This window comes from Thermococcus waiotapuensis (assembly GCF_055384795.1).
Genome location: NZ_AP042429.1, coordinates 1499764 through 1512725 on the forward strand (window position 1 = coordinate 1499764; position 12962 = coordinate 1512725).

The 12962-nt window shown below is 53.7% G+C and carries 15 protein-coding genes and 4 tRNA genes; 4 read left to right on the forward strand and 15 right to left on the reverse strand.

Going from position 1 to position 12962, the window contains the following annotated elements; genetic code table 11:
* Nucleotides 1-19 precede the first annotated feature (19 nt).
* Entirely contained in the window at nt 20-475 is a 456-nt protein-coding gene (locus ACZ47M_RS08245) for a hypothetical protein (protein WP_315341984.1), read from the reverse strand.
* Nucleotides 476-620: 145 nt separating this feature from the next.
* On the opposite strand from ACZ47M_RS08245, the gene tpiA reads away from it, so the two are divergent.
* The 3 genes from tpiA (at nt 621) to ACZ47M_RS08260 (ending at nt 2280) form a co-directional block, all read left to right on the forward strand.
* The gene (gene tpiA, locus ACZ47M_RS08250; protein ID WP_315342299.1) at nt 621-1301 is read left to right on the forward strand and encodes a triose-phosphate isomerase; all 681 of its coding nucleotides are present in this window, start codon (nt 621-623) and stop codon (nt 1299-1301) included.
* A 67-nt stretch (nt 1302-1368) separates the two neighbouring features.
* Nucleotides 1369-2163, forward strand: coding sequence for a diphthine synthase (dph5, locus tag ACZ47M_RS08255; RefSeq protein WP_315342296.1), 795 nt, complete (start codon nt 1369-1371; stop codon nt 2161-2163).
* Between the two features lie 40 nt (nt 2164-2203).
* Nucleotides 2204-2280: transfer RNA gene (locus tag ACZ47M_RS08260), tRNA-Val, on the forward strand.
* Nucleotides 2281-2595: 315 nt separating this feature from the next.
* Here ACZ47M_RS08260 and ACZ47M_RS08265 read toward each other — a convergent pair.
* Nucleotides 2596-2671 (reverse strand) — tRNA-Arg (locus ACZ47M_RS08265).
* Between the two features lie 47 nt (nt 2672-2718).
* Here ACZ47M_RS08265 and dcd point away from each other — a divergent pair.
* The gene (dcd, locus tag ACZ47M_RS08270) at nt 2719-3189 is read left to right on the forward strand and encodes a dCTP deaminase (RefSeq protein ID WP_315342293.1); all 471 of its coding nucleotides are present in this window, start codon (nt 2719-2721) and stop codon (nt 3187-3189) included.
* Between the two features lie 8 nt (nt 3190-3197).
* Here the strand turns inward: dcd and rpl12p are convergent, their stop codons facing one another.
* The 13 genes from rpl12p to ACZ47M_RS08335 all read right to left on the reverse strand — a co-directional run bounded on the left by rpl12p (nt 3198) and on the right by ACZ47M_RS08335 (nt 12895).
* Entirely contained in the window at nt 3198-3521 is a 324-nt protein-coding gene (gene rpl12p / locus ACZ47M_RS08275) for a 50S ribosomal protein P1 (protein WP_315341981.1), read from the reverse strand.
* Between the two features lie 69 nt (nt 3522-3590).
* Nucleotides 3591-4610, reverse strand: coding sequence for a 50S ribosomal protein L10 (locus ACZ47M_RS08280; protein ID WP_315341979.1), 1020 nt, complete (start codon nt 4608-4610; stop codon nt 3591-3593).
* 5 nt (nt 4611-4615) lie between these two features.
* Nucleotides 4616-5266: a 50S ribosomal protein L1 gene (locus ACZ47M_RS08285; RefSeq protein WP_315341976.1), complete on the reverse strand. Its 651-nt coding sequence runs from the start codon at nt 5264-5266 to the stop codon at nt 4616-4618.
* Nucleotides 5267-5382: 116 nt separating this feature from the next.
* Nucleotides 5383-5880, reverse strand: a complete 498-nt coding sequence (locus ACZ47M_RS08290; protein WP_315341973.1) for a 50S ribosomal protein L11 — start codon at nt 5878-5880, stop codon at nt 5383-5385.
* Between the two features lie 32 nt (nt 5881-5912).
* A complete protein-coding gene (locus ACZ47M_RS08295) occupies nt 5913-6371 on the reverse strand; it encodes a transcription elongation factor Spt5 (RefSeq protein WP_010479903.1) in 459 nt (152 codons plus the stop codon).
* A 12-nt stretch (nt 6372-6383) separates the two neighbouring features.
* A complete protein-coding gene (locus ACZ47M_RS08300; protein WP_315341971.1) occupies nt 6384-6581 on the reverse strand; it encodes a protein translocase SEC61 complex subunit gamma in 198 nt (65 codons plus the stop codon).
* Between the two features lie 84 nt (nt 6582-6665).
* Complete coding sequence (gene ftsZ, locus ACZ47M_RS08305; RefSeq protein WP_315341968.1) at nt 6666-7799, reverse strand: cell division protein FtsZ; 1134 nt, start codon at nt 7797-7799, stop codon at nt 6666-6668.
* A 122-nt stretch (nt 7800-7921) separates the two neighbouring features.
* The gene (locus ACZ47M_RS08310) at nt 7922-8746 is read right to left on the reverse strand and encodes a D-aminoacyl-tRNA deacylase (protein WP_315341965.1); all 825 of its coding nucleotides are present in this window, start codon (nt 8744-8746) and stop codon (nt 7922-7924) included.
* Between the two features lie 60 nt (nt 8747-8806).
* Nucleotides 8807-9721, reverse strand: a complete 915-nt coding sequence (locus tag ACZ47M_RS08315) for a phosphate uptake regulator PhoU (RefSeq protein WP_315341962.1) — start codon at nt 9719-9721, stop codon at nt 8807-8809.
* A gap of 68 nt (nt 9722-9789) precedes the next feature.
* On the reverse strand, nt 9790-10818 hold the full coding sequence (locus ACZ47M_RS08320; protein ID WP_315341960.1) for an ABC transporter substrate-binding protein: 1029 nt from the start codon (nt 10816-10818) through the stop codon (nt 9790-9792).
* Between the two features lie 115 nt (nt 10819-10933).
* Nucleotides 10934-11011 (reverse strand) — tRNA-Pro (locus tag ACZ47M_RS08325).
* A gap of 94 nt (nt 11012-11105) precedes the next feature.
* Nucleotides 11106-11183: transfer RNA gene (locus tag ACZ47M_RS08330), tRNA-Ala, on the reverse strand.
* A gap of 89 nt (nt 11184-11272) precedes the next feature.
* Nucleotides 11273-12895, reverse strand: a complete 1623-nt coding sequence (locus ACZ47M_RS08335; RefSeq protein WP_315341958.1) for a metallophosphoesterase family protein — start codon at nt 12893-12895, stop codon at nt 11273-11275.
* Nucleotides 12896-12962: the final 67 nt, after the last annotated feature.

Sequence of the window (12962 nt, forward strand, 5' to 3'; positions counted from 1 at the left end):
GGAAGGATGGCAAGCTGAATCAGCTGGACTTCCTCGGGGCCAAGGTTAGCGTGTAGTCGTCCCTCCAGAAGGGGAGCTTTTCGAGGGATATCCTTATCTCGGCCGTGCCCTTCTCGTAGTAGAGGGAGTTAACTAAACTGCCGGGGACCTTGAAGTGGACGTACATGGTTCCTCCCTTGCTTACTGTTGTTTTGAACTCGTCGCTTCCCTTCCACTGTTCCCCGTTGTACTCGACTAGGTACTCCGTCCCCTCGGGGAAGGTGATCTGTATCTCGAATCCCTTAACCTTCGGGTTTATGTCCATCTCAAAGAGGCCCCAGCCGTCCTTTTCAACGAACACGACGCTCCGGTTGTCGAGATAAAAGACCTCGCGGTAGTCAACGCTTGCTGGCGGTATGTGGGCCGTTTTCATGGCATAGCCGAACAGTGCCAGCGTTATGATAGCCATTATGAGCAGAGCCTTGTTCATGCCCATCCCCCTGTTCATAACGGTCGGCTGATACTTAACTCTTTTGTGTAGGTGATTACAAAGCCTCTTCCGAAAATGACGGGGGCCATCCCTCACCGCAATAACCAAAAGGGGTTTAAGGGAAGAAAGCATAACACCTCCGGTGATACCCATGGGAAAGCTCAAGGAGCCGATTATAGCGATAAACTTCAAGGCCTACATAGAAGCCACAGGGAAGGGGGCCCTGGGAATAGCGAAGGCCGCCGAGGAGGTCTGGAAGGAGACGGGGATAACCATAGTGGTGGCGCCTCAGCTGGCAGACCTCAGGATGATAGCGGAGAGCGTCGAGATACCTGTCTTTGCACAGCACATCGACCCGATAAAGCCGGGAAGCCACACCGGGCATGTTCTGCCTGAAGCCGTTAAAGAAGCCGGCGCCGTTGGCACGCTCCTCAACCATTCCGAGAGGAGAATGATTTTAGCTGACCTCGAGGCCAGCATTAGAAGGGCAGAGGAAGTCGGTCTCATGACGATGGTCTGCTCCAACAACCCGGCCGTTTCAGCCGCTGTGGCGGCCCTCGGCCCGGATTACGTGGCGGTTGAGCCTCCCGAACTTATAGGGACCGGAATTCCTGTCAGCAAGGCCAGGCCAGAGGTGATAACCAGCACCGTGGAACTCGTCAGGAGAGTGAACCCGGAGGTTAAAGTCCTCACGGGGGCCGGCATCTCAACTGGCGAGGACGTCAAGAGGGCCCTGGAGCTTGGAAGCGCTGGTGTTCTCCTCGCGAGCGGCGTTACGAAGGCCAAAGACCCCGAGAAGGCCATAGGGGACCTCGTCTCCCTTATAGTCTGATTCTTCTCTCCTTTGATTTTCCAGAGAGCTTTTTTAAGGCGTTGCCCAAACGGTTAGGGTGGTCGAGATGGCGCTCTACTTCATAGGCCTTGGCCTCTACGATGAGAAGGACATCACCCTCAAGGGGCTGGAAATAGCTAGAAGATGCGACGAGGTCTTTGCCGAGTTCTACACTTCCCTTCTCGCTGGAGCAACGATAGAGAAGATAGAAGGGCTCATAGGGAAGCCGATAAGGAGGCTCAGCAGGGAAGACGTTGAGCTGAACTTCGAGAGGATAGTCCTCCCCTCGGCGAAGGAGAGGGATGTGGCCTTCCTGACCGCCGGCGACCCGATGGTCGCAACGACGCACTCTGACCTCAGAATAAGGGCGAAGAAAGCTGGGGTGGAGAGCTACGTTGTCCACGCCCCGAGCATATACTCGGCGGTGGCAATAACGGGGTTGCACATTTATAAGTTCGGTAAAAGCGCAACCGTTGCCTATCCGGAGAAGAACTGGTTCCCGACGAGCCACTACGATGTGATAAGGGAAAACAGGGAGAGAAACCTCCACACGCTTCTGTTCCTGGACATAAAAGCCGACCAGGGCCGCTACATGACGGCCAACGAGGCAATGGAGATTCTCCTCAGGGTGGAAGAGATGAAGAAAGGGGGAGTTTTTACTCCGGAGACCCTCGTGGTTGTTCTCGCAAGGGCCGGCTCCTTGAACCCAACGCTCAGGGCAGGCTACGTTGGGGAGCTCATCAACGAGGATTTTGGCGGACAGCCGCACGTTTTGATCGTTCCGGGCAGGCTCCACATAGTGGAGGCAGAGTATCTGGTCGAGTTCGCGGGAGCCCCCGAGGAAATCCTCGAGGAAGTTTAGCGAAAGCTTTATATTCGCCTCCCGGTTTTTCAATTCGGGCGGGCCCGTGGTCTAGACGGTCATGACGCCACCCTTACAAGGTGGAGGTCCGGGGTTCGAATCCCTGCGGGCCCACCACAACGAAAGACAAGGGGGCTCCGCCCCCTTATCTCTCTGTACTCTCAAACCCCCTGAGTGGGGCTAACGCCCCCACAACCCCCAAATAAGCCTTTTTTGCAAAGCGCTGGCGGAAACGAGGTGCCTGTTTTATAACTTTCAAAGAGGGCTTTTACTATCCTGCCCCTTATGGGTGTGCCACTCCCCAGGTGCCTTCGGTCGTTGATGAAGTTGAAACTGGTCTGAAAAGGTTAGTCTGGAGTTAAACCCCTAAAACGTGCTCCCTGGGCAGGCTTTTCCAGAGCTTCCTGTTTTGGGGCTCTCGATGAAATCCTCTGGCGGGCCCGGCGGGATTCGAACCCGCGGGTACCGGCTCCGAAGGCCGGCGCCATATCCCCTAGGCCACGGGCCCTCGGAAGTGTTTTAAGGATCAGCAAAATAAAGCTTGCGGTGGTTTTCATGATGCTCCCAGACTGGGAAATCAGGAAGGAAATCCTAATTGAGCCCTTCTCGGAGGATTCGCTACAGCCCGCGGGTTATGACCTGAGGGTAGGAAGGGAAGCCTATATAAACGGCAGGTTCATCGACGTCGAGCGGGAGGGCAGAATCGTAATACCTCCAAAAACCCATGCCCTCGTTCTAACCCTGGAGAGAGTGAAGCTCCCGGACGATATCATGGGAGACATGAAGATCAGGAGCAGTCTGGCGAGGGAGGGAATCCTGGGTTCTTTTGCCTGGGTCGACCCGGGATGGGATGGGAACCTGACCCTCATGCTGTTCAATGCCTCTGACGAACCGGTTGAGCTCAGATACGGGGAAAGATTCGTTCAGATAGCCTTTATCAGACTTGAAAAGCCTCCAAGAAATCCATACCGGGGGAACTACCAGGGCAGCAGGGGGATAACGCTTTCCAAAAGAAGACAAAAGTAAAAAGGAGTTCAGCCGAAGAGGGCGCCGAGACCGGCGAGGGCCTCCTCTTCGTTGACCTCCTCTTTCTTTTCTTCCTCTTCCTTGGCGGCCTCAGCGGCGCCACCCGAGGCAGCAGCCGGAGCGGCAGCGGCAACGGCAACCGGGGCAGCGACCGGCATGGCGGCCTTCTGGATGACCTCGTCGATGTTAACTCCCTCGAGAGCTGCCACGAGGGCCTTTATTCTTGCCTCGTCCGGGGTAACACCGGCGGCCTCAAGGACTTTCCTGAGGTTCTCCTCGTTTATCTCCTTACCAGCGGCGTGGAGCAGCAGAGCGGCATACACATACTCCATTTTTCGCACCTCCAATCATCTTCATCCTTTTCTTTTATCTCATACGGTTATGGATACGGGGAAAGGAAATCAGCCGAAGAGCGCGCCCAGTCCAGCGAGCGCCTCCTCCTCGGAAGCTTCCTCCTTTTCCTCTTTCTCCTCAGCCTTCTCAACTTTCTCCTCTGCTGGCTGAGGAGCTGCAACGGCCACTTGTGCCTGAGCGTTTAAAAGCTCTTTGGTCTTCTCGTCAAGCAACTCCCCTGGCAGGTTCTGTGCTATGAGCAGGACTGCACGGAGGGCCCTGCCAAATATGTCCTCCACCGTCTCCTTGGTAACGTATCCAGCCTCGACTGCAACGTTCTTCGCTCCGAGGAATGCCTTCTGGATGATTGCCTCGATTGTCTGCTTGGTCGGGTAAGCCGTGTTGACGGACAGGTTGAAGGCATGTACGTAAGCCTGCTGGAGCATGTTGATGTATTCGCTCGGGTCTATTGCGAGGACTCCCGGCGTGTAGACTATGCCGTCTTCGTATACCGCGAGGAGGTTGAGACCGACCTCAAGCGGCTCGATACCGAGGGCGTTGAGGATCCTTGCGAGCTGTTCGGTTATGACTCCACCCGCCTTAAGGACGGTGTAGTCATTCTGTATGGTGACCTTACCCTTTTCGATTCTCGCCGGAATCCCGAGGGCCTGCATCTCACCAACGAGAGGACCAGGTGCGATTGGAGTGGGCCCTCCAGGGATGACAACGTCTTTTGTAACGACGGCCCCTGGCTTGGCGGGTGCAGGGGTTTTGCTCTCCTCAAGGAGCTTGTAAAGCTTGAATGGATTTATGTCGGTGGCGAGTATTGCGGCACCGCCCTGTATGTAGTCGGCGAGTTTTGCAAGCTCCGGCTTTCCGAGCTCCTGGGCGGCCCTCTTTATGGCGATCTCGATGAGGGTGTTCCTGCTCACGCGGATGATCGCTTTTCCGCGGAACTTGTCACGCATCTTGCTGAGCGGGTAAGCTGGGACGCCGGCCACGTCAACGAGCGCTATCACTGGGTAGCTCTTGATGACCCTGGTGAGCTCTTCAACTTCCTTCCTCTTCCACTCGGCTACGTGGGCCATTTCACTCACCTCTCCACTTTCACGGCCGGGCCCATTGTCGTCTTGACGTACACTGACTTTATCTGGCTCTCCCCGCGCTGCAGCTTGTTGATGATTGCGTTGAGAACCGCTTCGGCGTTTTCAGCCAGCTTCTCCTCTTCCATTTCCTCGGTTCCTATCGGGGCATGCACAACCGGGTTGTCTTTGAGCTGTATCCTGACGGTCTTCTTGAGTTTCTCCACTATGGGCTCGAGGTTTGTCATCGTTGGTGGAACGACCTGTGGCATCTTGTTCCTTGGACCGAGGTACTTACCGAGGAGTTTACCGATCTTCGGCATCAAGGGAGCCGTCGCTATGAAGAAGTCGTACTCCTTTGCAATCTTTCTGGCCTTCCTTGGGCTATTGGCGAGCTCCTCAAGTTGCTCCCCACTAAACACATCAAGCCCGAGCTTTTTAGCCGCCTCGGCAACGGCACCATCAGCGATGACCGCGATTTTTTGCTCCTTCCCACGACCGTGGGGCAGCACAACCTCAAGCTTGAACCTGTTCTCAGGCTTCTTCAGGTCTATATCCTTGAGGTTGACTGCCATCTCGACGGTCTGTGTGAAGTTGCGCGGCTTAGCCCGGGCCTTCGCCTCCTTCACCGCTTCCACGAGTTTCTGCCTGTCGAAGGCCACTTTACAGCCCTCCCGTTTCTTTTCGTTCTCGATTTAAGCCGTTAAACGAAGAACCAAAAATGGCTTGAGCCATGTATTTTTAAAGTTTTCCCCGAAATTATGTTGAAAAAGAGGCCTCACCTGGCCTCCTCAGCCTTGGCAAAGAGCTCATCGTAAACCCCTTCATCGATTTCCTTCTGGACTTCCCTTGGGTCCTTGCCCTCAACGGTAACGCCCATGCTCAGGGCGGTGCCTATGACTTCCTTGGCCGCGGCTTTGAGGCTTGCTGCCAGCATCTGTCCCCTCTTGGCCTTGGCTATCTTGATGACCTGCTCCATTGTGAGGTTTCCGACTGGACTGCGAACGGGCTCGCCTGAACCCTTTGGAATTCCCAGTTCCTTCTTTATGAGCTGGCTGGTCGGTGGGACACCGACTTCAATTCTGAAGGTCTTCTTCTGCGGATCTTCAACGATGATCTTTACAGGAACCTGCATCCCCTCGAATTCCTTGGTTGCCTTGTTGATCTCATCAACGACCTGCTTAACGTTGAGTCCGAGCGGACCGATAGCGGGACCAAGTGGCGGTCCAGGGGATGCTTTCCCACCCTCAACGAGCACTTCAACGACCTGTGGCATTTTTCTCACCTCTTACTTGGTTATCATGTCCTTCAATCCTTTTGGTGTTTGCTTATAAGTCTAACGTATTCGCCCCTCACCGTGACCGGTATGGGGACTATGGCACCTATGAGCTCAACTACAATTTCGTCTTTGGTTTCGTCAACTCTGACAACCTTGGCTTTCTCACCCTTGAACGGGCCGGAGATGAGCTCGACGATGTCCCCTGGCTCAAAGCCACTGACTGCTGGCTTCTCTTCAAGGAAGTGCTCTATCTCGCTGAACTTGACCTCCCCGGGAAGGGTTCCTTTTGCGTGTCTTATTCCCTTTATGGCCTCGTCAACGGCGCTCTTGTTTGGCGCCTCGATGAATATATACCCCTTAACCTTTGATGGTACCAGGATGGCGTAGATGGGCAGGTTGTGCGTTTTTACCTTGCTGTATATGAGCTTTGCAGTGGTTTCCTCCTGGCCCACGGTGATACGCACTGTGTAGATCTTTCCATCACTCATCCCTACCACCGATCAGAGGCCTTGTCCGCCAAGGATTAGGTAGCCGATTATGGTTATTATCAGCCCGATGATTCCTATAAGGATCATCCCGACTCCGGTTATCTTTGCCGCCATCTTGTACTCCTTCCAGCTTGGCTTTCTTGTGACCAGGAGAACCCTCCTTGACTCGGTCAGGAAGTTCTTAATCCTCTCAATGTACCCTTCGGCCATAATGAACACCCCACGTATGATCAAACAGCGGTTTTTTACTGACTTAGCCTAAGCTTCAAAAAGCAAATAAAAAGATAACGGTTGTCAGAACTCATCGACGCTCAGCTTTATGACCTTTCTTTCTTCGCCCTCATGGATGGATGTGGATGGCTCTTCTTTTGAAACTGCGTACGGTGAGCTGACCCCGGTTACAACGAGTAAAATCCTTATCATCTTACCCAGCTCTTCATCCAGCTGGATTCCCCAGATGACCTGGGCCTCCGGGTCGAGCTTGCTGGTAACGAGCTCTATTATCTGCTGCGCCTCCTCAAGCCTGACGTCGCTCCCGCTGATGCTTATTAGGGCACCCTTGGCACCGCTGATGTCAACGTCGAGGAGCGGGCTGTTCAGGGCCTGCTGGGCGGCTTCAAGTGCCCTCTTTTCGCTGTCACTCTCTCCGATACCGATCATAGCAACACCGCCGTCCTTCATGACGGCCCTAACGTCGTTGAAGTCGAGGTTAACGAGACCTGGCTTGGTGATGAGCTCGGTGATGCCCTTGACGGCCTGAACGAGTATTTCGTCCGCCACTCTAAAGGCCATGTGTATCGGCAGGTTCGGGGCAACTTCCATAAGCTTGTCGTTCGGGATGACTATGACGGTGTCGCTGGCCTTCCTGAGCCTCTCAAGGCCATACTCCGCGTTCTTTATCCTCCTTATTCCCTCGACTGTGAACGGTAGCGTTACAACTGAAACCGTGAGGGCGCCCATCTTCTTGGCTATCTCAGCTATAACAGGGGCAGCACCGGTACCGGTCCCACCGCCGAGACCGCAGGTGACAAACACCATGTCAGCCCCTTCAAGGGCCTCTCTGATGTCCCTCTCGCTTTCCTTGGCGGCCTCTTCACCCACCTTTGGGTTGTTTCCTGCGCCGAGGCCCCTGGTGAGTTCCCTTCCAAGAAGGATTTTCTTGTGGGCCCGTATCTTGAGAAGGTCCTGGGCATCGGTGTTAGCGGCTATTATCTTTGCCCCCTGGATGCCAACCTCCATCATTCTGTTTATTGTGTTGCAGCCAGCGCCACCGACGCCGATGACGTATATCTTTGCCTGAATCTGCTCAAGAAGCTTTCTGAGTTCTTCGTCTATATCGCTCTGCCCTGAAAACGAAGCCTCTGGAACTTTGGATCCCGCCGGACCCGAGGCGACTTTATCCATGGCATTTTCAATCAGTTTCAACATCCTCCGACCCTCCGGGGCAATTTAACACCTTTCTCAAACTTGAGTTGGAAGTATATAAATGTTCGGATATTCAAAGCTGGGGTATATTGATGTGGAACTCTTTAAACCTTTCGTCGTGGCCTTTAATCCTTGATGAACTCGAGCCCCAGCTCCCTGGCAAGTTCCTTTGCAATCCCTCTCGCGTCTCCGAGACTTCCTTTCCAGTCCACGTAGATAGCCTCAATCTTTCCGTAGTTTCGTTCGATTCCCCTCATTAAAACTTCTCTGCTTACAGGCTGAGCGTATTTCGGCAGTATGTGGCCGAAAGCCAGATCGCTTTCAAGGGCCATCTTAGTTTGTTTGGGTGCGTAATGACCTCCCCCTATTCCGAAGGCAAGTTTGAACTTCTTTTCTGCTCTTTCCAAGTTGTTGAGGACATAGGTTATCGTCTCTGCCAGTATCTCACCTGCCCTGTCGTTTACCCATTCCTCCTCGCTCGAGCCTATCTCTACGAACAGGCCGGGAACCTGGAGCTCGCTTGGCCCGTGATGGGTCGCCTCGTAGCACACCGTCCACCCAAGGTCATTCAGCTCGTTGAGCTTGAGAAGGGCGAGCTTCATGGCAACTGGGTGAGCAATGGCGAGGCTTTCGTCTTTTCCTCCATACATGGCCTTTCCCCAGTTTCCGGTAACGTGGGTTGTCAAAGCCGGCATCTTGGTCTGGCTTGAATGTCTCGAGGCAAAGACTATAAGCTCCGGCTTTTCACCGAGTTGCTCCTCGATGGATCTGTCGAGGTTATCGTAGTAGATCATCTCGCCGTTAGTGGTCAGGATAACGTCCTCTCCCCTCCTGAAGATAGGGTTGCCGTCAAAAATGCCCTCCGTCTCCTTAAAGCCGAAGTGCTGGATGAGCTTGTCTTTTATGTTCATTGAGGCAAGGTCGACTTTCGTGGTCATTATAACCCTCATCTTTCATCCCAGGCCCTGATCGGAGCCGATCTTATAACGTTTATCGGGGAAAACGGAAAGTCAGCTCAGGGCCATGTTGATCACGGTCTCCCCAATGTTCTCAAGGTACTCAAGTATCCTGCGGTAGCTCTCCCTTGCAGTTGACTTCTTCGAGTCCGTGCTTTGTATTATCTTCTTGAGCTCAAGCATAAGCCTGTCTATCGTTTTGAGGTCTCTGTCGTAGATCCTCTCCATGAAAGCGGTAAAGAACTCCCTGAGCCTGGAGTAATCCAGGACTTCGGGTTTTTCAGATATGCGGACTATATGGTCACCGATCCGCTCAATGTTTCTGACGATGAAGAGTATGCCTATGAGGTCAAAGTCCCTTCTAACGATGTCGCTATCCTCAGGGGATATCCCCCGGGACAGCAGCTTGTTGACGGTCCTTATCGTGAGGAAGTAAAACCTATCGAGCTCGTTTTCGAGGTCGTTTAGATCCCGCAGTATCTCAGATTCTCCGGGGTTGTTCGCAAGCAGTTCGAGGTCCTCTATCATGGAGAGAACAATTGAGCGTATCCTGCTCAGTATCTCCCCGAGGTTGACCCCCTTTTCGTCCAGGAGACTCTTCGCTATTATCCTCTGGGGCTCATCCAGGATTATCTCAATCCCGGGAAGGAGCTGAAGGATCTTCCTGATCTCAACCTTGTAGGAGGGCATCTCATCCAAAAACCGGATTTCCAGGGTGTTGTATCCCTGGATGTAGGCCGAGACGACGAGCCGAACGGCCATGTCCGGGGAGTACTCCTTCGATATCTCGAGCTCCTTTTTCTCACTTCCGCCTCGAGGCTCCTTGGGAAGTATAGTGATGCTCCCATCGGGGTTTATCACCAGGGGTACGATATCACCCTGCTTTAGATTGTTTTCCAGAACCCATTTTTTCGGCAGGGAAACTATGTACGAACTCCTGCCAGTAAATTGTATCCTGCGGAATTCCATATTCCGACCACCGCTATATAGAAGCAGCACGAGGTTAAATAGATTTCGGAAAAATAGAGAGAACTACATCAGCCGCTGGAACTTGAAACAGCGCAGGCTGTGGAGTTAAAGCCCAGGTTGAACGCCGCTGGATGCAAGAACTCGGCCATCTCCATTATTGCGTTGACTATCCTCGGACTCGGCCTCTGATAAACGTTTGCGTCCTTTGCGGTGTAGACCTTTCCCTCCTTAACCGCAGTGGTCTGGGCCAGGAATGTGTCGCAGAGCTGGGTGGCATCTATTCCAGAGGTTGGCAGTAGCACTATAACCTCGGGGTCCCTCGCCAGTATCTCCTCCCTGCCGGGCTTTCCCCATCCGCTGATGTCATCAAAGATATTCCTTCCACCGGCAAGCCTTATGACGTCGTCCATGAAGGTGTCTTTGCCCGCAGTCCAGTATTCCCCGTTGTAAGCGCTTAGAAGGAAGAAAACCCTTGGCCTTGTAAGGTTTTTAACCTTCTCGGTGACGCGTGATATGTTGGCCTTCATTTCCTCTATTACCCTCCCAGCCTGCCCCTGCCTGTTGGTGATTTTTCCAAGAAGCTCAATCTGATTGTAGATGCCGTTTACGTCTTTCGGGTTCACCACCACTACCGGTGCTATCTTCTCAAGGTTTCCAAGTATGTCGAGCGAATAGGCATCCGCTATTATGAGGTCAGGTGAGAGGTTTGCAATGATCTCAACGTTGGCGTACTTTCCGTACCCTCCAATCCGTGTGATGTTCTCCACGGCCGGGGGCCAGTCATCCCACTGGGTCACTCCAACGAGTTTGCCTCCTGCCCCTATATAGAACAGCGTCTCGGTTATGCTCGGTGCTAGCGACACTATTCTCTGCGGTTCTTTCGTGATCGTGACGGTCCTGTTCATATCGTCCTTAATTGTTAGCGGGTAGATCGTCTGGATTGCTGTCGTGGTAGTCGTGGTTGTTGTGGATGTCCCGCTCTGGCCTTGAGTGGTCTTGCCAGAATTTGAGGTGGTTTCCCCTATGCAACCCGCCGTAAAGACTGCTATAACCAGGATGGCCACTACTAAACCACGAAACACCTTTCTCATTCTCATCACCCGATGGATTATTTGTCCAGCAGAAAGGTGGGTAGAAGGTATATAAGGCTTTTGGACAAAATCTCCAGCTTCAGAAAACACTGGATTGCTTTCGATCAAAGGGATAACAGGCTGGTGGGGCCGCCGAGATTTGAACTCGGGTCTCCGGCTCCCGAAGCCGGAAGGATAGGCCAAGCTACCCCACGGCCCCAAATCCGTATAGCCCTCACGGGGCGGGCTTATAAATTTTGTGGTGGATGATGAGCGGTGAAGGCAACTATCGATTTAAAACTGCAGAAATCGGATGGTGGACCGGGCGGGATTTGAACCCGCGGCCTCCGCCTTGCGAGGGCGGCGCTCATACCAGGCTGAGCTACCGGCCCGCACCCGGTATTAGTGAACCCTGTGGAGGTTTAAAAAGTTTTGGTATCTGCCGGCACCACCTAAAAATTGAGAGGAGGATGAAGTTTCCTCACGGCTCTACCTTGACGGGCTCAACGGAGATCGTGCCGTTTGCCGCCATGTACATTCTGACATAGTGGTAGAAGCCTCCCTGGTCGGGCGGTGCGTACAGCGGTGCTCCACCTCCTCCCGTTATGAGCATCTGGACGCCGTCCTCCTCTCCGTACCAGTAGAGGTGGATGTGGCTGAATATCCCGAAGGCGTTGTAGGCTTTCATCATCTCCAGGAGCCTTTTGCCGTCTTCGGGCCCCATGGTATGCTCCCCGTTGGGCCTTGGGTCAACCGGCGGGGCGTGGAGAACCAGGACAGGCCGCTCTCCCTTCTCAACTGCCAGCTTCATCTGCTCCTCCAGCCACTTGAAGGTCTCGTCGCTGAGGTCGTAGTTGTTCTCAACGTTGTTGACGATTATGTAGCGGTACTTTCCGAAGGAGAAGGCGTAGTTTTCTGGGCCAAAGAGCATGTGGAAGACGTTTATCCCCTCGTCACGGTACTCGTGGTTGCCCGGGGCGACGAAGATGGGTTTGTTCCACCTCCATTCCCTGAGAAGTTCTGCCCACTCGTCAACCTTTCCCGTGTAGACCAAATCGCCTCCGTCAATTATGAAAACCCCGTCGTTGTTGTTGATTTTGTCGCGTATCTTGAGGAACACCGCGGGTGGCTTCGTTCCTCCATCGGGCCTGTGGTCGCCGAAGGCGATGATCCTGTAGTCGGTGACGTCTTTGGGGGCTATGTTAACGTCATCCGAGGAGCTTACGACCTTTATCTCGGTTTCACCCATCTCCACTGACCTGGCTTTTCCAGTTACCTCGACGTAGCGGGGGTTGATGTTCTCGATGACGTAGGTGAGCTCTTTGTTCTTCGGGTTCTCCACTTTTATGCTCACGTTGAACCCGAGGGCGTGGATGTAGACTGTTGAGCCGTTTACGAGCCTTATGAAGCCCCCGCTGACGGTAACGTTCTCCCCCTCCACAACCCTCCAGTAGTAGATGAAGGGCTCCAGGGCACTGAAAGATGTTAGGTGCCAGCTCTCGCCGTCATCCGGAATCCCGTCCCAGTCGTTGTCCCCTATGACCTTCAGCACAACTCCCTCAAACTCGCCACTCCTTACGACGTCGTCCACCTTGACCTTTTCGCCTTTTTTCAGCCCCATTGCGTACTCAAGGGCTGCTCCGGCTCCCGCTTTGCTCGTCCCAGTGAAGACGATGTGAGCTTTGCCGTTATCGTTGAAAACAGCCACAACGCCCTTGTCCGGCCCGACGAGCTTGAGCCCGAGCCTGTAGACAATGTAGCCGAAGTAGTCGTTGACGGTTATAAGAATCGGCTTTCCCCTGAGGACCGTTCTTGCGTCCTTCGGGGAGAGGACGGCTATTCCGCTATCATACTGGCTTGCAGGAAGGATTTGAGCGTTCGGAAAGTAGTGTCTGGCTAAATCTTCGTAGCCCTCGCTGACGTAGACCTTTGAAGTATCAGCTAGCTTTGTCCAGTTCTCTAGAACCTGGCCCTTTCCGTAGGAAGCGAAGTTTATGTTCCCTGAAGGGGACTCGGATTCTGTTGAGCCCTTGTTGCCCCCGCCGATGCAACCGGCGGTGACAACAACTAGAACCAGGAGGAGTGCAACGGCTGCCCTTTTCATTGATGTTCCCCTGCCGAGATATTCCTGGGGATTAAAGTACTTTTTGCGGGACATTTGTGGACGGGTT

Coding starts and splice junctions, on each gene's coding strand:
- dcd (WP_315342293.1), top strand. CDS start 2,719: ATGATGCTCCCAGACTGGGAAATCAGGAAGGAAATCCTAATTGAGCCC.
- ACZ47M_RS08280 (WP_315341979.1), bottom strand. CDS start 4,610: ATGGCCCACGTAGCCGAGTGGAAGAGGAAGGAAGTTGAAGAGCTCACC.
- ftsZ (WP_315341968.1), bottom strand. CDS start 7,799: ATGTTGAAACTGATTGAAAATGCCATGGATAAAGTCGCCTCGGGTCCG.
- ACZ47M_RS08320 (WP_315341960.1), bottom strand. CDS start 10,818: ATGAGAATGAGAAAGGTGTTTCGTGGTTTAGTAGTGGCCATCCTGGTT.
- dph5 (WP_315342296.1), top strand. CDS start 1,369: ATGGCGCTCTACTTCATAGGCCTTGGCCTCTACGATGAGAAGGACATC.
- ACZ47M_RS08300 (WP_315341971.1), bottom strand. CDS start 6,581: ATGGCCGAAGGGTACATTGAGAGGATTAAGAACTTCCTGACCGAGTCA.
- ACZ47M_RS08290 (WP_315341973.1), bottom strand. CDS start 5,880: ATGCCACAGGTCGTTGAAGTGCTCGTTGAGGGTGGGAAAGCATCCCCT.
- ACZ47M_RS08310 (WP_315341965.1), bottom strand. CDS start 8,746: ATGAGGGTTATAATGACCACGAAAGTCGACCTTGCCTCAATGAACATA.
- tpiA (WP_315342299.1), top strand. CDS start 621: ATGGGAAAGCTCAAGGAGCCGATTATAGCGATAAACTTCAAGGCCTAC.
- ACZ47M_RS08315 (WP_315341962.1), bottom strand. CDS start 9,721: ATGGAATTCCGCAGGATACAATTTACTGGCAGGAGTTCGTACATAGTT.
- rpl12p (WP_315341981.1), bottom strand. CDS start 3,521: ATGGAGTATGTGTATGCCGCTCTGCTGCTCCACGCCGCTGGTAAGGAG.
- ACZ47M_RS08245 (WP_315341984.1), bottom strand. CDS start 475: ATGGGCATGAACAAGGCTCTGCTCATAATGGCTATCATAACGCTGGCA.
- ACZ47M_RS08295 (WP_010479903.1), bottom strand. CDS start 6,371: ATGAGTGATGGAAAGATCTACACAGTGCGTATCACCGTGGGCCAGGAG.
- ACZ47M_RS08335 (WP_315341958.1), bottom strand. CDS start 12,895: ATGAAAAGGGCAGCCGTTGCACTCCTCCTGGTTCTAGTTGTTGTCACC.